Origin of the sequence: Photobacterium sp. J15 (assembly GCF_963870815.1) — a bacterium.
Lineage (GTDB): Bacteria > Pseudomonadota > Gammaproteobacteria > Enterobacterales > Vibrionaceae > Photobacterium > Photobacterium marinum.
Genome location: NZ_CAWMUI010000001.1, coordinates 1,011,167 through 1,032,769, shown reverse-complemented (window position 1 = coordinate 1,032,769; position 21,603 = coordinate 1,011,167). Strand labels below are relative to the sequence as shown.

Here is a 21,603-nt window from a genome sequence, read left to right as displayed (position 1 = left end):
TATCCCTTGGGGACTTGTTATATCCATCTGAAATACTATGGTATTTCCGCGTCAGTGAAAGTCGGAACCAATTTATGCCGGGCCGAGCCAGCCCGGCTTGGCCCGAAATTAAACGTCCAGTAACAGACGAGTAGGATCTTCAAGAAGTTCTTTGATGGTGACCAAGTAACCCACTGACTCACGACCATCAACCAAACGGTGGTCATAAGACAGGGCCAGGTACATCATCGGCAGGATTTCAACTTTACCATCAACCGCCATCGGACGGTCCTGGATCTTATGCATGCCCAGAATAGCCGACTGAGGCGGGTTGATGATTGGGGTAGACATCAGGGAGCCAAACACACCACCATTGGTAATGGTGAAGTTACCGCCGGTCAGCTCATCGACAGTCAGCTTGCCGTCACGTCCTTTAATCGCAAGATCCCGAATACCTTTCTCGATTTCAGCCAGGCTCAGCTTGTCGCAATCACGCAGAACCGGAGTAACCAGGCCGCGTGGTGTCGATACAGCAATACTGACATCGAAGAAGTTGTGGTAAACGATATCATCGCCATCAATTGACGCATTAACTTCAGGATAGCGTTTCAGCGCTTCAACCACAGCTTTAACATAAAAAGACATAAAGCCAAGGCGGATTCCGTGGCGCTCTTCAAAGATGTCTTTGTACTGCTTACGAAGATCCATGATTGGCTTCATGTTCACTTCGTTAAACGTTGTCAGCATAGCTGTGCTGTTTTTCGCTTCCAGCAGACGCTCAGCTACACGCTTACGCAGGCGGGTCATAGGAACACGCTTCTGGCTACGATGAGCAAGCGGCGCTTCAACTTTGGCTTCCGCAACAGGAGCAGGCGCTTCCGGTGCTTTTGTCTTCACTTCTTTCAAGTAAGCGTCAACGTCTTCACGTGTAATGCGACCACCAACACCCGTACCTTTCACATCTGAAGGGCTGATACTGTGCTCACCCAGCAGGCGACGTACAGCAGGACTCAGAGCCTCACTGGTCTCTTCACTTAGAGAAGCTGTTGTACGCTTAGTTGGCGATGCCTCTGCTTCAGCAGGCACGTCAGCTGTCGGCTCACCGGCAACAGCACCAGTCTTGATCTTACCAATAAGCTGCTTAGTTAAAACCGTTGTACCTTCATCCTCAAGGATAGACTCAAGAATGCCATCTTCTGGTGCAGGTACTTCCAGCACCACTTTGTCTGTTTCGATATCAACCAGAACTTCATCACGTGTAACGGTATCACCTGGCTGTTTGTGCCAAGTAGCCACTGTCGCATCAGCAACTGATTCAGGTAAATCGGGAACCAGAATTTCGATCGTCATATCGGCTTTGTCCTTTTTGTTCCAGTTCTTATTAATCTATTGTAAGCGCAGCATCGACAAGCGCTTTCTGTTGTTTCAAGTGAACCGACATGTAACCTACAGCCGGTGATGCAGATGCCGGACGACCCGCATAATTTAACTCAGCGCCTTTAGGCAACGCAGCACGGAAGTTGTGCTGGCTTGAATACCAGGCTCCTTGGTTTTGCGGTTCTTCCTGACACCAGACGAAATCAGAAACGTGCTGATAATTCGCTAATGCAGCTTCAACATCTTCTTTAGGGAATGGGTAAATCTGTTCAATACGAACAATGGCCACATCAACCTGCTCATTCTTACGGCGCTGCTCCAGCAAGTCGTAGTAGACTTTACCTGAACACAGCACAACGCGTTTAACCTGTTTCGGGTCAAGATCATCAATCTCACCGATAGCTGGCTGGAAGTTGCCGTCTGACAGTTCATCCATTGTTGATACACATAACGGATGGCGCAGCAGCGACTTCGGTGACATGACAATCAGCGGACGACGCATCGGACGCAGTACCTGACGACGCAGCATGTGATAAACCTGAGCCGGATTCGACGGGATCACCACCTGCATGTTCTGCTCGGCACAAAGCTGAAGATAACGCTCAAGGCGAGCTGATGAGTGCTCTGGTCCCTGACCTTCATAGCCATGTGGCAGCAGCATTGTCAGACCACACATACGGCCCCACTTCTGCTCACCAGAACTAATGAACTGGTCAATCACCACCTGGGCACCATTGGCAAAATCACCGAACTGGGCTTCCCAAACCGTCAGACCGCCCGGCTCTGCAGTTGCATAACCGTATTCAAAAGCCAGTACCGCTTCTTCAGATAGTACCGAGTCAAAGACCTGGAATGAGCCCTGCTTATCATGGATGTTCGCCAGCGGTACATAGGTGCTGGCATCGGCCTGATTATGCAGGACCGCATGACGGTGGAAGAAAGTACCACGGCCTGAATCCTGACCTGTAATTCGGATACGCTTGTTTTCATCAACCAATGTCGCGTAAGCCAGTATTTCGGCCATACCCCAGTCAACAGGCTTATTACCAACAATCATCGCCTGTCGATCGTTGTACAGCTTCTGAACACGACTTTGCAGTTTATGGCTGTCCGGATGCTGACAAACTCGCTGTGCCAGTTCAAGCAGACGAGGCCGCTCAATCGTGTTCGGCCACTCTTCATTCCAGTCGTGCCCCAAGTACGGAGCCCAGTCGACGGAGTGAAGCTTCATCGGACGCCACTCTTTGACCACACATTCACCATGATCCAAAGCATCACGGTATTCGTTGATCAGGCCTGTTGCGGTTTCCAGATCGACAGTACCTTCATCAGTCAAGGCATCAGCATACAGCTTACGCGGTGTCGGATGCTTCTTGATTTTCTGGTACATCAGAGGCTGAGTCGCATTCGGCTCATCCGCTTCGTTGTGCCCATGACGACGGTAACAAACCAGATCAATAACAACGTCGCGCTTAAATGTATTGCGGAAATCCATCGCAATGCGAGTAACGAAAGCAACTGCTTCCGGATCATCAGCATTAACATGGAAGATTGGGGCCTGAACCATTTTCGCGATATCAGTACAGTACTGAGTAGAACGGGTATCGTTCGGGTTAGATGTCGTGAAACCAATCTGGTTGTTCACCACAATGCGGACTGTACCTCCGACACGATAACCTCGCGCCTGCGACATGTTAAAGGTTTCTGCGACAACCCCCTGGCCTGCCACCGCCGAGTCACCATGAATGGTGATCGGTAATACCAGAGAACCGTCTTTATCTTCCAGACGGTCTTGGCGGGCGCGGACCGAGCCCATAACCACCGGGTTTACAATCTCAAGGTGTGATGGGTTGAATGCCAACGCCAAATGCACATCACCACCTGGTGTCGCAAAGTCTGCCGAGAAGCCCTGGTGATATTTCACGTCACCTGTACCCCAGGTTTCGTCATGCTTACCGGCGAACTCATCAAACAGATCCTGCGGTTTCTTGCCGAGCACGTTAACCAGCATATTCAGGCGACCGCGGTGTGCCATACCGACAACCACTTCACGGACACCGTTCGTACCGGCGTGACGTATCAACTCTTTAACCATCGGAATGAGCGCATCGCCGCCTTCGAGAGAGAAGCGCTTGGCACCGGGGAATTTTGCGCCAAGATAACGTTCAAGGCCTTCGGCCGCAGTTAGCTCATCAAGAAAGTTGATCTTTTCTTCTTTAGTAAACGTTCCTTTACCGACAACTGATTCAAGACGCTGCTGAATCCAACGCTTCTCATCAGTGTCAGTTATGTGCATATACTCCGCACCGATAGAACCACAGTAGGTTTTTTTCAGTGCATTGAAGATTTCAGAGAGCTTCATGGTTTCCTGGCCAATGGCAAAAGAACCCACATTGAAGTCCTGATCAAAATCATCTGCTGTCAGGTTATGGAACTCAGGATCGAGATCAGATACTCGATCCTGCTGCCACAACCCCAGCGGATCTAGATTTGCATGTTGATGACCACGGAAACGGTATGCGTTGATAAGCTGCAATACCTTAACCTGCTTGGCATCAACATCCGGATCGCTGACGGTAGCACTTAGATGGGTTGTTTCTTTTGCGAGCCGACGGAAATAGTCACGTACACGCGAGTGTGGCTGTTCAACAACAGCTTCACTCACGACAGGCAGGTCATCAAATACATGACGCCACTCTTCGTTAACTAATTCTGGGTCGCTAAGATACAACTCGTAGAGATCCTCTACATAAGTTGCATTGGCGCCAGCCAGGTGTGAAGACTCAAGCCATGCCTTCATAACGCCGTTCTGCATTGTTTTCCCTTAACCACTAGTTATCGCCATTTGCACCGGTCTTATGACCGGCCATTGAGGCTGACTCCGGTTGCGAGCCTGGAGTCAGCATATCGATAATTCTATTAATTATACTGCGCGCTTTAGCAACATAGACTTAATGTGACCAATCGCTTTTGTTGGATTTAACCCTTTAGGACAAACATTTACACAGTTCATGATGCCATGGCAACGAAAAACACTAAAAGCGTCGTCGAGATCGGACAATCGTTCATCGGTTGCAGTATCACGACTGTCAATTAGCCAACGATACGCAGCTAACAAGCCAGCCGGACCAATGAATTTATCCGGGTTCCACCAGAATGACGGGCAGGACGTTGAGCAGCAGGCACACATAATGCATTCGTACAGGCCATCCAAATGCGCTCGCTCTTCCGGCGACTGTAAGTTTTCACGCGCTGGCGGCTGAGCACCGTCATTAATCAGGAACGGTTTTACTTTGGCATAGTTGGTATAGAACTGTTCCATGTCGATGATCAAATCACGGATCACCGGCAGTCCGGGCAAAGGACGCAGTACAATGGTTTTCTCGCCGGTGAGGGCTGAAAGCGGTGTAATACACGCCAAACCATTTTTACCATTCATATTAATACCGTCTGAACCGCAAACACCTTCCCGGCATGAGCGGCGAAATGCCAGAGTCGGGTCCTGCTCTTTCAGCAAGATCAGGGCATCAAGTACCATCATGTCGGAACCATCAGGCACTTCAAGGGTGTAACCTTTCATGTGCGGCGCGTTATCTACATCAGGGTTGTAACGGTAAATCGAGAAATTCAGTTTCATAATCCCTTCCTCCCCTTAGTAAGTACGCGCTTTAGGCGGAAATGCCTCACGATAAATCGGCGCCATATTCACATCACGCTTCGACATTTCTTCTGTCTCTGGGTTGTAAATAGAGTGACACAGCCATTGTTCGTCATCGCGTTCAGGGAAGTCGAAACGGGCATGGGCACCACGGCTCTCTGTCCGGTAGTTTGCCGCCACTGCTGTGGCATAAGCCGTTTCCATCAGGTTATCCAGCTCCAAGCATTCGATACGCTGGGTATTAAACTCGGTCGACGTGTCGTCCAGTCGTGCTTCTTTCAAGCGCTCGCGGATGACCTTAAGCTCTTCAAGTCCTGTCGCCATAGCTTCGCCTTCACGGAATACTGAAAAGTTATTCTGCATACAGGTTTGCAGGTCTTTTCGAATTTGGACCGGGTCTTCACCCTTCTGGGTATTGTTCCAGCGGTTAAGACGGGCAAGCGATGCTTCTATGTCTAACTCTGTCGCCGGACGTGCTTCAGCCTGAGCCAGCAGCGTTTCGCCAAGATGCAAACCTGTCGCACGACCAAATACCACCAGATCAAGCAGCGAGTTACCGCCCAAACGGTTGGCACCGTGCACAGATACTGATGCAATTTCACCACAGGCGAACAGCCCCTGTACTTCGACATCCTGACCGGCTTCATTCTGTTTAATCGCCTGACCGGATACCTGAGTCGGTACACCGCCCATCATATAGTGGCAGGTAGGTATAACTGGGATAGGCTCTTTCACCGGATCAACATGGGCAAAGGTACGGGAAAGCTCACAAATACCCGGCAGGCGGGATTCAAGTACATCTTTACCAAGGTGATCCAACTTCAGTTTGATATGAGGTCCCCACGGGCCATCACAACCACGGCCTTCGCGGATTTCAACCATCATGGAACGGGCAACAACATCACGGCCAGCCAAATCCTTCGCATTCGGTGCATAACGCTCCATGAAGCGTTCACCATCTTTATTAAGCAGGTAACCACCTTCACCACGACAACCTTCTGTTACCAGTACCCCGGCTCCGGCAATACCTGTCGGGTGGAACTGCCACATTTCCATATCCTGCATCGGTACGCCGGCACGTAACGCCATTCCGACACCGTCACCGGTATTAATATGAGCATTGGTTGTCGAAGCATAAATACGACCTGCACCACCGGTTGCCAGAATCGTCGCTTTAGACTTGAAATAGCAAAGCTCACCGGTTTCCATACATATGGCGGTACAACCTAAAATTGCACCATCCTGGTTTTTCACCAGGTCCAAGGCATACCACTCAGAGAAAATCGTCGTCTGGTGCTTAATATTCTGCTGATACAAGGTGTGTAATAAGGCATGACCTGTACGGTCAGCAGCAGCGGCTGTACGAGCCGCCTGCTCGCCGCCAAACTCTTTAGACTGTCCACCAAAAGGGCGTTGATAAATAGAGCCATTATCAAAGCGCGAAAACGGCAGTCCCATTTTCTCCAGCTCAATAACTGACTTCGGCCCATTCTTACACATGTACTCGATAGCATTCTGATCACCGATATAGTCAGAACCTTTGACTGTATCGTACATATGCCACTGCCAGTTATCCGGATGGGAATTCCCCAGCGCAACTGTAATACCGCCCTGAGCCGATACGGTATGAGAACGGGTCGGGAAAACTTTAGACAGCAAGGCACACTTCAGGCCCTGCTCAGAAATTTGAAGTGCGGCACGCATGCCAGCACCACCAGCACCGATTACTACGGCATCAAATTCACGAACTGCAATGCTCACTTACGCACCCCACACAATAAAGAAACCAGAAAACAGGTAAACAAATAAAACGGTTACCACAGCAAACTGGATCAATGCCCTAATCGCCGCGGGTTTAATGTAATCGGTCAATACCTGCCATAAACCAATCCATGCGTGGATCAGCACCGAAAGCAGTGCCAGCATAGTAAACACTTTAGTGCTCAGCTTGCCGAAAAATGCCGTCCATGTTTCGTAGTTAAGGTCAGGGCCGAAAGTGAAAAATCCGACCATATAAATGGTGTAAAGGGTAAGAATTACTGCGGTTGCACGTACAAGAATGAAGTCATGAACACCATTACGGCCAACTGTTGATACGTTGTTTACCATACTAAGCCTCCAGCAAAGAGGGAAAGCACACCAACGATCACGAAACTAATTTTCGCACTCGCAATGCCGGTTTCCATTTCTTCGAAATATCCCATATCCATCAGTAAATGACGTATCCCCACCACAATGTGGTAGAAAAGAGCCGTCAGCACACCCCAGAGCACAAATTTCACGAAGAAGCTGTCAACAATGCTGGCAGCACTTGCGAAACCTTCCGGGGAAGACAGGGACAGGCCTAATAACCAAAGTAATATTGCAACAGAAATGAACGTAATGACGCCCGATACACGGTGTAGGATTGACGCTATCGCAGTCAAAGGAAAGCGAATCGTCTGCAGGTCGAGGTTGACAGGTCTTGGCTTATTTACTTTCACGGTATTTGCCCACTCAGCTCCATTGAAGCATTTATTCTTATTGATCTCTCCGGTTCCGTGCTAACCCTCGTCATCCAATTAAACAATTTTGCAACTTTTCGTTGCGATAATGTTTTTTTTGAGCCGTGAAACATTACCGCGGCTAAGTGCTTAATATTGTTAATAACTTAAACATTGGATTCTGGCAACGACAGAACCAGAGGCCTGTCGCGAGTATACGCCCCGTAACAACCAATTACAAACCTTGTAACATGACCTCTAACACGATTTGGGAACTTTTCAGATTTTCACACACTCTTATTAACAAGCGCACACATAACGGCACAAAAATTGACAAACGGGCCACCTAACGGTACAACATTTAAACATCCGTTTTTGGATCAGGACTATAAAAGCAAAGGAGATTGTTATGGCAGACAAGAAAGCGACTCTTCATCTTGAAGGGAAAGCGCCAGTCGAACTGCCGATTCTCGGGGGCACACAAGGTCCTGAAGTAATTGACGTGCGCAAACTTGGCGCCAACGGTTACTTCACATTCGACCCTGGATTTATGGCTACTGCATCATGTGAATCTCAAATTACTTACATTGATGGTGATAAAGGTATCCTGCTACACCGCGGTTATCCGATCGACCAGTTAGCCAATAATGCTGATTACTTGGAAGTCTGTTACATCCTTCTATACGGCGAAGTACCAACTCGTGAGCAATACGAGACATTCAGGACTACGGTCACCCGCCACACTATGGTCCATGAACAAATTGCCAGCTTCTTCCACGGCTTCCGCCGCGATGCTCACCCAATGGCAATTATGTGTGGTGTAGTTGGTGCACTGGCTGCTTTCTATCACGACTCTCTGGATATCAATAACGATACCCATCGTGAGATCACGGCATTCCGTCTGTTGTCAAAAATGCCGACACTGGCTGCGATGTGTTACAAATACTCAATCGGTCAGCCATTTATCTTCCCGCGCAATGACCTTGATTATGCAGAGAACTTCCTGCATATGATGTTTGCAACCCCGTGTGAAGAGTATGAGGTCAGCCCGGTTGTTGCCCGTGCAATGGATAAGATTTTTACTTTGCACGCCGATCACGAGCAGAATGCATCAACCTCGACAGTACGACTTGCAGGCTCTTCCGGTGCAAACCCGTTTGCCTGTATTGCAGCTGGTATTGCTTCACTTTGGGGGCCGGCACACGGTGGTGCCAACGAAGCATGCTTGAAGATGCTTGAAGAAATTGGTTCTGTAGACAAAATCCCAGAATTCATTGAACGAGCGAAAGACAAAGATGACCCATTCCGCCTGATGGGCTTCGGTCACCGTGTTTACAAGAACTATGACCCAAGAGCGACCGTGATGCGCGAAGCTTGCCATGACGTTCTGGAGGAGCTGAACATTCAGGATCCACTGCTGGATGTGGCAATGGAGCTTGAGCGTATTGCCCTTTCAGATGAGTACTTCATCGACAAGAAACTGTATCCGAATGTCGATTTCTACTCAGGTATCATCCTGAAAGCGATTGGTATTCCGGTATCTATGTTTACCGTGATCTTTGCCATGTCCCGTACTATTGGCTGGATTGCCCACTGGAACGAAATGCACAACGATCCGCATAACCGTATCGGTCGTCCTCGTCAGCTATACACTGGCTACAAGCAACGAGACTTCCAGCCAATTCACGAACGTGAGTAAAACTAACGTACCTTAAGCATTAAACCAAAAAGGTTGAGCTGCAATGCTCAACCTTTTTATTTCCAATCAGCAGTAACCGTTATACTGGATTATCAATATCGATGAAAGTGACGTCGAAATCGTGCTCCTGAGCCAGCCACTCACCTAACGATTTCACACCATAGCGTTCAGTAGCATGATGTCCGGCACTGAAGTAATGGATCCCCAACTCACGAGCAGTATGCACAGTACGCTCTGAAATCTCACCGGAGATAAATGCATCAAGGCCTTTTTGCGCAGCCAGCTCAATAAAATCCTGACCGCCACCTGTACACCAACCCACCGTTTTGATCTCTGCTGGCGCATTATCGCCGATATGCAGCGGCTCACGATGCAGCGCAATAGATAAACGGGATGCCAGCTCTTCACCTGTCAGCGGTTGCTCAAACTGACCATAGACAGAGACAGAATTTGGATTACCGGCTTCAAGACCACCCAATACTTCAATTTCCATCAGTTCAGCCAGCTTAGCGTTATTACCAAGGCGCGGATGAACATCCAATGGCAGGTGATAGGCGTACAAATTAATACCGTTTTCAATCAATGCCTTAATTCGACGAAATTTCATGCCGCGAATTTCCGCCGGCTCCCCTTTCCAGAAGAAACCATGATGAACAAGCAGCGCATCTGCCTTTTCTTCGATAGCGCGTTCTATCAAAGCCTGGCATGCCGTAACACCAGTAATAATTTTCTTAACTTCGGACTTACCTTCAACCTGCAAACCATTCGGGCAATAGTCTTTGATCAGGTGAGGACTCAGCAGCTCGTTGAGTACGGCTTCCAGTTTTAGGTTATTCATTTTCGCTTCCTTTTATACCATTCAGGGTATTACGGTTAGCGTTATTCTATACCAACTGACAGAATCAAACCGGAAATTATCACCATTAAACAAGACGATGACAGCAGTAAAACCCTTTAATTATTTGCACTGGGAGCCGTCAGGTTAACTCTTTGGTCCAGGATTCCGCCTGCTGTAACCAAACAGGCTTATCACTGATTTTTAGCCAATATCGATGCAGATAGCTATAAAATTTTGACCGTGTTGAAACGGGCAGGCATACCATGACGGGAAAGGCAAACACGCCGACAAGAATAGCCAAGCTACGACGTAGAATAATGCGAGGAACAGAGAATGGTGTATACATAAGACCTCCAAAACTGGTCTAACCTGCAAACACTCTAATTGATGACATCCTGTGTCTCTATACCATAAAGCTTGTTTTTCACCCAAGTTTGAACTACATAGCTAAATTAATATCCTTTGATTCCTTTTGTTTACATGACAGAAACAAAGCCCCAACAATATACAACTGATTTTATATCCATCCTCCACTGTCCCCTACTTTTTGACAGTGCTCCCTTTGCGGCAGATGACGACTGGTTAAGTCAATTTCGTCGCAGAGCTACCATCCCTGCCCCATCAGGTTATCAGGGCAACCGGAGGCTTGGCTTTTATTATCAGTGGCTCTGGAAACAGCTGATAAAGGCTCACCCGGACTATGAACTGGTTGCTGAAGAAATCCAGCTTCAATGGCAAAAACAAACAGTGGGAGCCATTGATTTTCTGGTCCGAAACCTAATGAGCGGAGAACTGGAACACTGGGAAGTTGCGATTAAGTTCTACCTTGCGTATCAACGGTCCTGGCCCGGTCCCAATGCCAAAGATAATCTGGATAAGAAAATTCAGCGCATGCTCGACCACCAGCTAAGGTTATGTGAACATCCAGCATACCAATCACAACTGGCGGAAAGATATGGTCAACCGACTAAAAAGCGACTGATCATGCAAGGGCGTCTTTTCTACCCGGTACATAACAATGCTTATGGTTCTAGCCCTGGTTCTGATATACAGCTAAACCCCAAGGCATTTACCGGATTATGGGGCTATCGTTCTGAGACCAAGGAACTGCCACTAAAATGCATTGGCAAAGAAAACTGGATCAGCCCGCCAGCCTATCATGCCCTGGAAATGACACAGCTCCCCGCCCCAATTAGTACGCCGGTTCAGGCAGTTGATCCTGATAACAGGATCTGGTTCATCATGCCAGATGACTGGCCACATAATCAAAGCAACTATAAATAACATCAAAAAACGCCCCGACTTGATATTATTCAAATCGGGGCGTTTTAATTAATTGATGCTTCAATCGATGGTAATTAAACCTTACAAGCCAGCATCCGAGAAGACTTTACTTACGATTTCCTGTGCTTCTTTTTCAATCAGAGCAAGGTGATCCTTACCCTTGAAGCTTTCACAGTAAATCTTATAGATTTCTTCAGTACCTGACGGACGAGCAGCAAACCAGCCATTTTCAGTGGTTACTTTCAGGCCACCAATTGCTGCACCGTTGCCCGGTGCATGGGTCAAACGGGCTGTGATTGGATCACCAGCCAGCGTTTCCGCAGCAACCATTTCAGGCGACAGCTTGCTAAGTACCGCTTTCTGCTCACCATTCGCAACAGCCTGAAGACGGTTGTACTCAGATGCACCGTGCTTAGCAGCCAACTCTTCGTAGTACTGCTGTGGGTTCTTACCCGTAACTGCAGTGATTTCGGCAGCAAGCAGACACAGCAAAATGCCGTCTTTGTCTGTTGACCATGGTGTGCCATCCATACGCAAGAAAGATGCACCGGCACTTTCTTCACCGCCAAAGCCCAGTTTGCCGGAGTAAAGGCCATCAACAAACCATTTGAAACCAACCGGTACTTCACACAGCTCACGACCAAGCTCAGCAACAACGCGATCGATCAAGGCGCTGGAAACCAGCGTTTTACCAACAGCAACGTCCTGACTCCAGTCAGGACGGTGACGGTAAAGATAATCAATGCACACTGCCAGGAAGTGGTTAGGATTCATCAGACCAGCCGGAGTAACAATGCCGTGGCGGTCGTAATCAGGGTCATTACCAAAGGCAAGATCGTACTTGTCTTTGTGAGCCAGCAGACCAGCCATTGCGTAAGGTGATGAACAGTCCATACGAACCACGCCGTCTTTATCAAGAGACATGAAACGGAAAGACGGATCAATAGACTCATCAACCAGAGTCAGATCCAGACCGTAATGGCTGGCAATTTGGCGCCAGTATTCGATACCAGAACCACCCAGCGGATCGACACCAATTTTCAGGTTGGCTTTCTGGATCGCTGCCATATCAATGACATTCACCAGATCATCAACATACGGTGCAACCAGATCATGCTCCTGTACCAGCTCGCTGGCAAAAGCATCCTGAATAGATACACGCTTAACATCTACCATACCGTTGGCAATGATTTCGTTCGCGCGTTTTTCGATAGCTGATGTCAGCTCACCTTCAGCCGGGCCACCATGTACTGGATTGTACTTGATACCACCATCCTGAGGCGGGTTGTGAGAAGGCGTGATTACAATACCGTCAGCCTTATCTTCATTGGCACAGTTGTAGCAAAGAATAGAGTGAGAAATACCCGGTGTCGGTGTATAACCACGATCTTTCTGAATAACAACTTTCACATTGTTCGCAACCAGCACTTCAAGTGTTGACGTGAATGCAGGCTCAGACAATGCGTGGGTATCTTTACCCAAGAATAGCGGACCTGTAACACCGTTAGCGGCACGAACTTCCGCAACAGCCTGAGCAATAGCCCAGATATGGTGCTGGTTAAATGTTCCCTTATCAGCCGTACCACGGTGACCAGAAGTACCAAAGGCAACTCGCTGCTGTGGTTCAGAAGCACTCGGCTCAATCAGGAAATAGTTCGCAACCAGTGCGGGAATGTTGTGCATATCTTCTTGCTGGGCACGCTGCCCAGCACGAGGATGGATCGCCATTAACTTATCCTTGTAAATTGTGAGGCATATAGCCGATTAAATTTCGCCGCAAACTTTTTCAACGATATCCGCACCGAAGCCCATCTTGGTCATCAGTTGCTCTACCATCTGGCGTTTGCGATCGGTATTCGTATTGGTGATCACCCAGAATGGGGTGTGAGGAATGGCTTTAGGCTTAGTCGTTTTACCACTTGCCAACAAGGTATCTTCATCCTTGGCAAAGTATACGCGTGTACGACCTTTAATTGCCGTGGCATCAGTAAAGCTTTCCGGATCGATACGATAGAGCGAGGACAGGATCAGCATAAATCGGCCGATCGCCTTTTCCTGAGCAGCAAACTCATCAGAAATCAGCACAGATCGCATTTCCTTAACACGATCCACTTTAACCACGTTACCCGCGTCTTTACTTACCACAACACCCTTTGGACGCACAGGCATCACAACTTCCGGCTGTGCTGAGGTTTGATCCGGCATCATAAGCAAGCGGCGCAAAATGTCAGATGCGCTCTCACCAATATGCTGGGTTTGGCTGGCGATATAACGATATAGCTCTTCGTCTACCTCAATACTCTTCATCGTAGTGTTCATTATCGTTCCGTTTGAAAATCACCGTGAGATTATAACGTGATCCGAGGTTATACTCTACGGTAAAGCGTTATCAACAAGAGAAAATAGTCAGTGAATCTTCATTATCAAGTGGAAGGACAAGGCGATGCGATCATTTTGATCCACGGCCTGTTCGGCAGCGCCGACAATTTAGGCCTTATCGCCAGAGCATTGAAAGATAAATACAAAGTCATCAGCATTGATCTTCGTAACCACGGACGATCCCCTCACACCGAAACCTTTACCTATCATGAAATGGCTTCTGATGTCGTCAAAGTGATCGATCAATGTGATATAGAACGCTTCTCACTGATTGGTCATTCTATGGGCGGAAAAGTGGCCATGGCGATGACACAGGTGGTTACAAACAGACTAAACCACCTGATAGTACTTGATATGGCGCCGGTACATTATCACGTTCACCGCCACCAAAATGTGTTCGCAGGGCTCCAGGAAGTCGCCAGGCAGAGCATCAACAACCGAAAAGAAGCCGAAAGCTATCTCGCCCAACATGTTGTTGAACCCGGCGTTCGCCAGTTCCTGCTCAAATCATTTGCGAAAACCGATACCGGCTATGACTGGCGTTTCAATGTTGAAGGCCTGATTGCCAATTACGACACTATTATGGGTTGGGAAGAAATCCCGGCATTTCACGGCAAAACCCTTTTTATCAAAGGCCAGAATTCAGAGTACATCCAGCCAGAACACCGCGAACCTATCGCCCGCCAATTCCCGGCCGCCAAGGCCCATATGGTAGCCAACACCGGCCACTGGCTTCATGCAGAAAAACCGGAAACCGTAAATCGTATTATTCTTAACTTCTTACAATCGGCCTAACCGTTAACAGTCGCCTGTTCTCTGTGTTATAGTGCGCGACTGGCTCGGTTTCGACCGCGGTAAGGAGGCTGAAATGCTATACGAGCATATGGAGTTGCTTGAATCGATTGGGCTGGACTTGCTGTTTGCTGCCATTTTTTTCTTTATTGGCATGGCCATTAAAGATGTTCTGAAGCAGGGCAATGTGCCACCTTTTGGCCGTAAAATCGTCTGGCTGGTTCTTTTTCTCGGCTGTGCCGGTTTTGTAGCCAAGGGTCTGATCCAACTCAGTTGGGAAGGAGCCGGGATCGGTTAACATGTCTTTCAGGCATCAGAAGTTAGCTTCAGCAGCCATTGAGCTTCATGTCAGTAATCACATGAAGAACATGATGCCTGAACACCGCGCAAAAACTTTGTGCACATTAAAAAACAGCACCAGGTTAAGCGCATTCGATCTCTCGCTTAGTTAAACTCGTAGATCGAATTAAATGTCATTGAAACTCAGGGTATTCCCCTGACAGGATTTTTGTATACCGTTACCAATAGAGGTGACGGTCAACAACTAAATACAGGTAATCTCTACTATGGCGAGTGTAGGACTCTTCTTTGGTAGCGACACTGGTAACACAGAAGCTGTCGCTAAAATGATTCAAAAACAACTGGGTAAACACCTGGTTGAAGTAAAAGATATCGCGAAAAGCAGCAAAGAAGATATCGACAATTTTGACCTGCTGATCCTGGGTATCCCAACCTGGTATTACGGTGAAGCACAGTGCGACTGGGATGACTTCTTCCCTGAACTGGAAAACATCGATTTCTCAACCAAGCTGGTAGCAATCTTCGGTTGTGGTGATCAGGAAGACTACGCAGAGTACTTCTGTGACGCAATGGGCACTCTACGCGAGATCGTAGAAGGTCGTGGCGCAACTATCATCGGTCACTTCTCGACTGAAGGCTTTGAGTTTGAAGCTTCTAAAGCACTAGTTGATGACAACCACTTTGTTGGCCTCTGTGTCGACGAAGACCGTCAGCCAGAACTGACTGAAGAACGCGTTGAAAAGTGGGTTAAGCAAGTCTACGAAGAAATGTGTCTGTCTGAGCTGGAAGACTAATCCTTCTCTTTTTCAGCATTTAAAAACGCGCCTCAGGGCGCGTTTTTATTTTGAATCATAATCGCCAATCTCATCAAACCATGCCTGCTGCCTGTGCTGAGGCTTCTTTCTCACATATAGCACTCTTCGAACTCTTGAAACGGCCTCTCCCCTGTCGTTCATCACATTAACAATAAACTCAGGCAAGTATTTCTCGCCATTGACGGTAGCCTGTTTGATTTCCTGTACAGTTTCGTCAGACAAGATAAAGTCAGCCGTCAGATCTGTATCACCCGGCTTAATAAAACTAATCTCAGCCTGTTTATCCCAAACATAATATTCATCCCCTAATATCCCCATAAGCATCAAGGTATAAATAGGATCTGTCAGAGAAAATATACTGCCACCGAATTGGGTTCGGTAAGGGTTCCTGTTCCACCACCTGAGTTTCAGACGCAACCTTACCCGTCGGTAGTCTTCAGAAATGCTCTCTACTTTAATACCGGCTCCCCAAAACGGCGGCCACATATTCAGGGCAAAACGGAGCAAACCCGGACGATAAAATTGGTTCTCCATAACCTCCCCTTGTTATGTTACAACACGCATACTGTACATTTTTATAACAAACCTGCAAAATAAAGAAAAGTTACAGATCAGGTAGATTCATCGTTTTTTAAGGTTTATTGTTACCTTGTGGTCACTTATAATGAAGTTATATGAGAAGACTACCGCATCATGTTGTTGCGGCTAGCCAATAGGAAACTCGGATGTCAGATAATAATCACGCACTTAAACAAGCAGGTTTAAAAGTTACACTTCCGCGCCTTAAGATTCTGGAAGTTCTTCAACAACCTGACTGCCAACACATTAGTGCTGAAGACTTGTATAAGAAATTAATCGATATTGGTGAAGAAATTGGCCTGGCGACAGTTTATCGTGTTCTGAACCAGTTCGATGATGCCGGTATTGTTACCCGTCACCACTTTGAGGGCGGTAAGTCTGTGTTTGAGTTGGCAACTCAGCATCATCACGATCATCTGGTTTGTCTTGATTGCGGCAAAGTAATTGAGTTTTCAGATGAAATTATCGAGCAGCGCCAGAAAGAAATTGCAGCTAACTTCAATGTTCGCCTGACAAACCACAGCCTGTATCTATACGGTCATTGCATGGAAGGTGACTGTACTGAAGACCCAAGTCTGCACGATAATAAATAATTAACTGACAACAGACCTTCAAATTAACGACTTATCACTTAGGTGCTCAACCCTAAGTAAAAAAACCAGCCAAATGGCTGGTTTTTTTGTTATACCAAACTGAAGAATAATCTTATCGAAAACAATCACGCATAAAAAAAGCCAGAATTAATCTGGCTTTTTTATCAGTCCGGTTTTGCTCACAATTTGTGATTAGTCGCCGATCTTAGCCCACGTATCACGCAGACCAACAGTGCGGTTAAATACCAGATTCTCTGCTGATGAATCTTTATTATCAGCACAGAAGTAACCGGTACGCTCGAACTGGAACGCCTTCTCAGCTTCTGCATATACCAATGACGGCTCAACAAAGCCTTTCTTCACAGTCAGGGACTCAGGGTTGATCACTGAAACAAAGTCTTCTGCTGCACCAGGGTTTGGTACTGTGAACAGGCGGTCGTACAGGCGGAACTCAGCGGAAACACCAGCATCAGCTGATACCCAGTGAATAACACCTTTAACTTTACGACCATCAGCCGGGTTCTTACCCAGTGTTTCGTTGTCGTAAGTACAGAAGATAGTAGTGATATTGCCAGCTTCATCTTTTTCGATGCGCTCAGCCTTAACCACGTATGCACCACGCAGGCGAACTTCTTTACCCAGAACCAGACGCTTGTACTTCTTATTTGCTTCTTCGCGGAAGTCTTCACGCTCAATGTAGATTTCACGGGTAAACGGAACCTGACGGGTACCCATCTCAGGCTTGTTCGGATGGTTAGCAACTTCCAGCATCTCAGCTTCGCCATCGAAATTTTCGATAACAATCTTAACCGGATCCATTACAGCCATCGCACGAGGTGCATTCTCGTTCAGGTCATCACGGATACAAGATTCCAGAGAGCCCATCTCGATGGTGTTTTCCTGCTTAGTAACACCGATACGCTTACAGAACTCACGAATAGATGCAGACGTGAAACCACGGCGACGCAGACCTGAAATAGTCGGCATACGAGGATCATCCCAGCCTGAAACCAGGTTATCTGTTACCAGCTGGTTCAGCTTACGCTTAGACATCACCGTGTATTCCAGGTTCAGACGGCTGAATTCATACTGACGAGGCTGGCAATCAATCGTAATGTTATCCAGAACCCAATCGTACAGACGACGGTTGTCCATGAATTCCAATGTACAGATAGAGTGCGTAATGCCTTCAAGTGCATCAGAAATACAGTGAGTAAAGTCGTACATTGGGTAGATGCACCACTTATCACCAGTCTGGTGGTGATGTGCAAAACGAACACGGTAAATTACCGGATCACGCATAACCATGAACGGTGACGCCATGTCGATTTTTGCTCGAAGACACATCTTGCCTTCTTCTACTTCGCCGTTCTTCATTTTATCGAACAGCTCTAAGTTTTCTTCTACGCTGCGATCGCGGTATGGGCTTGGCTTACCAGGCTCGGTAAGTGTACCGCGGTACTGACGCATTTGCTCTGGACTTAGCTCATCAACGTACGCTAAGCCTTTATTAATCAATTCAATAGCAAACCCGTATAGCTTGTCGAAGTAGTTTGATGAGTAACAAATCTCACCGCTCCACTCAAAGCCCAACCAGTTAACATCGCTCTTAATAGACTCAACGTATTCGATGTCTTCTTTCTCAGGGTTTGTATCATCAAAACGTAAGTTACATTGACCCTGATAGTCCTGAGCAATACCGAAGTTCAAACAAATTGATTTCGCATGGCCGATGTGCAGGTAGCCATTTGGCTCCGGCGGAAATCGGGTATGTACGCTTGTATGTTTGCCACTTGCTAAATCCGCATTGATAATTTGACGGATAAAGTTAGTTGGACGAGCTTCAGATTCACTCATCAATTATACCTCGTGTGCTGACAGGATTTTCGAACTCTCTATGATCCATAAATATGGGTCACGACTCAACAAATAGTGTGCATTGTTTGCCGATATGTATAAAAAAACCCCGCAATTGCGGGGTGAAATATAAGTATAGGTCTAAAAGCAGACCTAATAGACAACATTCCACTCAGGATTTCACAACGGAAAAAGAAAACCTGAAATATGAAACCGCCTCAGCAGCTTCTGATTGTACTCAGCATTAAGCACACTCAGAAACAACCATTCAAACAGTAACTTCATAAAACCTGCAATTATTTACCAAAGATAATCGCATCTAATTAAAGGATAAAGTTCGTATTAGTCTAGTGAGGGAGTTACCGGCCCTTATCAGGACCGGTAACAATCAGGATTACTTACTGCAATGAAGTAATTAAGGTAGTTTTACTGAAGATAGGTCTTCTGAAACCGGGATTTTCTTCATCTCACCAGCTACGATTTCAGCCAGTGGGCCAAGAATAACCTGAAGGTTGTTTGAGCCCAGTTTAACAACACCCATTGCACCCAGAGCTTTCAACGTTTTCTCATCAGCCAGGCTGCTGTCTTTAAGAGTAAGACGCAGACGGGTAATACATGCATCGATATTCTCAAGGTTACCGTGACCACCCAGTGCTTTCAGGTACTGCTTAGCCAGTTCACCTGTTTCAGCAGAGCCCGCAGCAACAGCACCTTCTTCTGCATCATCATCTTCACGGCCTGGCGTTTTCAGGTTGAACTTGATGATAACAGTACGGAAGATTGAGTAGTACAGACCAAAGAATACCAGCCCCTGTACAACCAGCATGTACCAGTTAGTTGCCAGTGGGTTACGTGTCTGCAGAACCATATCTACGAAACCTGCAGAGAAACCGAAGCCTGAAATCCACTGCATTGACGCTGCGATGTATACAGAGATACCTGTCAGCAATGCGTGAACAACATACAGGGCAGGAGCCAGGAACATGAACGCAAACTCAAGAGGCTCTGTAACACCAGTGAAGAATGATGCAAAGCCGGCAGCGATCATGATAGATGCAACTTTTTCTTTGTTCTGAGGCTTAGCTGTGTGGTACATAGCTAGTGCTGCACCAGGCAGACCAAACATCATGATTGGGAAGAAACCACCCATGTAAATACCAGTCACACCCGGAGTTGCAAGACCGGCATCAATAGAAGCCTGACCACCAAGGAAGTTTGGCAGATCATTTATACCTGCAACGTCAAACCAGAATACTGAGTTCAGGGCATGGTGTAGACCAACAGGAATCAGAAGACGGTTGAAGAATGCGTAAATACCGGCACCAACTTCACCCAAGCCCTGGATACCTTCACCGAAAGATACCAAACCGCCGTATACAGCAGGCCAGATATACATTAGAACGAAAGAAATCAGGATACCGGCAACAGACATCAGGATAGGAACCAGACGTTTACCAGAGAAGAAGGCCAACGCTTTGTGCAGCTCAACATGTGAATAACGGTTGTAAATTTCCGCTGCAACAATACCCACAAGAATACCAACAAACTGGTTGTTAATCTTCGCGAATGCAGCAGGAACGGCACTTAGTTCAATACCTTGAATGTGAGCCACTGTTGCAGGAGCAAGCAGTGTTGTAACTACCAGGAAGCCAACAAAACCAGACAATGCCGCTGCACCGTCTTTATCTTTGGACATACCGTAAGCAACACCTACGGCAAACAGTACCGACATATTATCAATGATGGCCGCTCCAGCCTTTATAAGGAAAGCCGCCAATGCACTGTTCGCACCCCAGCCGGTTGGATCGAGCCAGTAACCGACACCCATAAGAATAGCTGCGGCAGGCAACGTGGCGACTGGCACCATCAACGCCTTACCTACTTTTTGAAAGTATCCAAGAATGTTCACCCTTAGTTCCCCCTATGGTTTTATTATCTTAGATTCGAAACAGATAACTTATTTTAGCTACCCGATTAAGTAATATGCAGTTTAAGAGTTTAAATTCGCCCCGCAAATTAAACTCTCATCTTTTGTGATCATTATCACCCGGATGAACGATGACAGAGCGATTTTGCTAGCTCGATCATAAAACTTATTTTATTATCCAAAACAAGAGTCGTAATGCGCTATTATTCTATTGTTATTTTTTCTTGAAACGAGGTGTAACCGTGAGACTTATCCCACTGAATAATGCAAGAGATGTCGGTTTGTGGTCTGCTCGCTATATTGCTGATCGTATTAATAAATTTCAGCCGACAGCAGAGCGTCCTTTTGTCCTTGGTCTGCCAACTGGTGGTACTCCACTGGCAACATACAAACGCTTAATCGAACTTTATGAAGCAGGTGAAGTAAGTTTTAAACACGTTGTTACTTTCAACATGGATGAATACATCGGAATTCCATCCGATCACCCAGAATCCTACCGTAGTTTCATGTACAACAACTTCTTCAACCATATTGATATTCAAGAAGAAAATATCAATCTGCTCAATGGCAATACGCTAGATCACGAAGCAGAATGCCAGCGTTACGAAGAAAAGATTAAATCTTATGGCAAAATTAACCTATTCATGGGCGGCGTAGGGAACGATGGCCACATTGCCTTCAATGAACCAGCCTCATCTCTGGCATCTCGCACCCGTATTAAGACGCTGACAGAAGATACACGTATTGCTAATTCACGTTTTTTCGATAACGATATCAACCAAGTACCTAAATACGCACTGACAATTGGTGTAGGCACTCTGCTTGATTCTGAAGAGATCATGATTCTGGTTACCGGTCACAGCAAAGCGCTGGCACTAGAAGCTGCAGTAGAAGGTTCAGTCAACCACCTGTGGACGGTTTCCGCCCTGCAAATTCATCCTAAATCACTGATTGTCTGTGACGAGCCCGCGACTCAGGAATTGAAAGTAAAAACAGTTAAGTACTTCAAAGAGCTCGAAGCAGAAAATATTAAACATCTTTAA

20 protein-coding genes are annotated in these 21,603 nt (G+C 47.0%); 7 read left to right on the top strand and 13 right to left on the bottom strand.

The features are described from left to right. Positions 1–108 precede the first annotated feature (108 nt). The 6 genes from odhB to sdhC all read right to left on the bottom strand — a co-directional run bounded on the left by odhB (position 109) and on the right by sdhC (position 7,497). Entirely contained in the window at positions 109–1,329 is a 1,221-nt protein-coding gene (gene odhB / locus AACQ93_RS05060; RefSeq protein ID WP_064602622.1) for a 2-oxoglutarate dehydrogenase complex dihydrolipoyllysine-residue succinyltransferase, read from the bottom strand. Positions 1,330–1,360: 31 nt separating this feature from the next. Next, complete coding sequence (gene sucA / locus AACQ93_RS05055) at positions 1,361–4,171, bottom strand: 2-oxoglutarate dehydrogenase E1 component (protein ID WP_064602620.1); 2,811 nt, start codon at positions 4,169–4,171, stop codon at positions 1,361–1,363. Positions 4,172–4,279: 108 nt separating this feature from the next. Further along, complete coding sequence (locus AACQ93_RS05050; RefSeq protein WP_064602619.1) at positions 4,280–4,993, bottom strand: succinate dehydrogenase iron-sulfur subunit; 714 nt, start codon at positions 4,991–4,993, stop codon at positions 4,280–4,282. A 15-nt stretch (positions 4,994–5,008) separates the two neighbouring features. After that, positions 5,009–6,775: a succinate dehydrogenase flavoprotein subunit gene (gene sdhA, locus AACQ93_RS05045; RefSeq protein ID WP_064602617.1), complete on the bottom strand. Its 1,767-nt coding sequence runs from the start codon at positions 6,773–6,775 to the stop codon at positions 5,009–5,011. Then, on the bottom strand, positions 6,776–7,123 hold the full coding sequence (sdhD, locus tag AACQ93_RS05040) for a succinate dehydrogenase, hydrophobic membrane anchor protein (RefSeq protein ID WP_064602615.1): 348 nt from the start codon (positions 7,121–7,123) through the stop codon (positions 6,776–6,778). Further along, positions 7,117–7,497, bottom strand: coding sequence for a succinate dehydrogenase cytochrome b556 subunit (sdhC, locus tag AACQ93_RS05035; RefSeq protein WP_036798341.1), 381 nt, complete (start codon positions 7,495–7,497; stop codon positions 7,117–7,119). The genes sdhD and sdhC overlap by 7 nt, the downstream gene beginning before the upstream one ends. Before the next feature lie 409 nt (positions 7,498–7,906). Here sdhC and AACQ93_RS05030 point away from each other — a divergent pair, with 409 nt between their 5' ends. Next, positions 7,907–9,196 (top strand): citrate synthase, encoded by a 1,290-nt coding sequence (locus tag AACQ93_RS05030; protein WP_064602613.1) that lies wholly within the window; start codon positions 7,907–7,909, stop codon positions 9,194–9,196. A 79-nt stretch (positions 9,197–9,275) separates the two neighbouring features. Here the strand turns inward: AACQ93_RS05030 and AACQ93_RS05025 are convergent, their stop codons facing one another. Together AACQ93_RS05025 and AACQ93_RS05020 are read right to left on the bottom strand one after the other, a co-directional pair. After that, positions 9,276–10,034, bottom strand: a complete 759-nt coding sequence (locus AACQ93_RS05025) for a Nif3-like dinuclear metal center hexameric protein (protein ID WP_064602611.1) — start codon at positions 10,032–10,034, stop codon at positions 9,276–9,278. 139 nt (positions 10,035–10,173) lie between these two features. Then, positions 10,174–10,380 carry a DUF2517 family protein gene (locus tag AACQ93_RS05020; RefSeq protein WP_084418975.1) on the bottom strand — a complete coding sequence of 69 codons (207 nt, stop codon included), beginning with the start codon at positions 10,378–10,380 and terminating at the stop codon, positions 10,174–10,176. A 116-nt stretch (positions 10,381–10,496) separates the two neighbouring features. Here AACQ93_RS05020 and AACQ93_RS05015 point away from each other — a divergent pair, with 116 nt between their 5' ends. Beyond that, the gene (locus AACQ93_RS05015) at positions 10,497–11,318 is read left to right on the top strand and encodes a DUF1853 family protein (protein WP_339367438.1); all 822 of its coding nucleotides are present in this window, start codon (positions 10,497–10,499) and stop codon (positions 11,316–11,318) included. A gap of 81 nt (positions 11,319–11,399) precedes the next feature. On the opposite strand, the gene pgm is transcribed toward AACQ93_RS05015, so the two are convergent. Further along, on the bottom strand, positions 11,400–13,046 hold the full coding sequence (gene pgm / locus AACQ93_RS05010; protein ID WP_064602607.1) for a phosphoglucomutase (alpha-D-glucose-1,6-bisphosphate-dependent): 1,647 nt from the start codon (positions 13,044–13,046) through the stop codon (positions 11,400–11,402). A gap of 36 nt (positions 13,047–13,082) precedes the next feature. Next, positions 13,083–13,625: a replication initiation negative regulator SeqA gene (gene seqA / locus AACQ93_RS05005; protein ID WP_064606504.1), complete on the bottom strand. Its 543-nt coding sequence runs from the start codon at positions 13,623–13,625 to the stop codon at positions 13,083–13,085. Between the two features lie 102 nt (positions 13,626–13,727). On the opposite strand from seqA, the gene AACQ93_RS05000 reads away from it, so the two are divergent. From AACQ93_RS05000 to fldA, 3 genes are all read left to right on the top strand, one after another. Further along, a complete protein-coding gene (locus tag AACQ93_RS05000) occupies positions 13,728–14,492 on the top strand; it encodes an alpha/beta fold hydrolase (RefSeq protein WP_064602605.1) in 765 nt (254 codons plus the stop codon). A 73-nt stretch (positions 14,493–14,565) separates the two neighbouring features. Further along, a complete protein-coding gene (locus tag AACQ93_RS04995) occupies positions 14,566–14,787 on the top strand; it encodes a DUF2788 domain-containing protein (RefSeq protein WP_007461717.1) in 222 nt (73 codons plus the stop codon). 268 nt (positions 14,788–15,055) lie between these two features. Further along, positions 15,056–15,583, top strand: coding sequence for a flavodoxin FldA (gene fldA / locus AACQ93_RS04990; RefSeq protein WP_007461715.1), 528 nt, complete (start codon positions 15,056–15,058; stop codon positions 15,581–15,583). A gap of 45 nt (positions 15,584–15,628) precedes the next feature. Here the strand turns inward: fldA and AACQ93_RS04985 are convergent, their stop codons facing one another. Then, positions 15,629–16,138, bottom strand: a complete 510-nt coding sequence (locus AACQ93_RS04985; protein ID WP_007461714.1) for a DUF4442 domain-containing protein — start codon at positions 16,136–16,138, stop codon at positions 15,629–15,631. A 191-nt stretch (positions 16,139–16,329) separates the two neighbouring features. Here AACQ93_RS04985 and fur point away from each other — a divergent pair, with 191 nt between their 5' ends. After that, entirely contained in the window at positions 16,330–16,776 is a 447-nt protein-coding gene (fur, locus tag AACQ93_RS04980; RefSeq protein WP_007461712.1) for a ferric iron uptake transcriptional regulator, read from the top strand. 192 nt (positions 16,777–16,968) lie between these two features. Here fur and glnS read toward each other — a convergent pair whose 3' ends face one another. Both glnS and nagE read right to left on the bottom strand, forming a co-directional pair. Continuing rightward, a complete protein-coding gene (gene glnS / locus AACQ93_RS04975) occupies positions 16,969–18,633 on the bottom strand; it encodes a glutamine--tRNA ligase (RefSeq protein ID WP_064602603.1) in 1,665 nt (554 codons plus the stop codon). 415 nt (positions 18,634–19,048) lie between these two features. After that, positions 19,049–20,542, bottom strand: coding sequence for an N-acetylglucosamine-specific PTS transporter subunit IIBC (gene nagE, locus AACQ93_RS04970; RefSeq protein ID WP_064602601.1), 1,494 nt, complete (start codon positions 20,540–20,542; stop codon positions 19,049–19,051). 260 nt (positions 20,543–20,802) lie between these two features. On the opposite strand from nagE, the gene nagB reads away from it, so the two are divergent. Then, the gene (nagB, locus tag AACQ93_RS04965; protein WP_064602599.1) at positions 20,803–21,603 is read left to right on the top strand and encodes a glucosamine-6-phosphate deaminase; all 801 of its coding nucleotides are present in this window, start codon (positions 20,803–20,805) and stop codon (positions 21,601–21,603) included.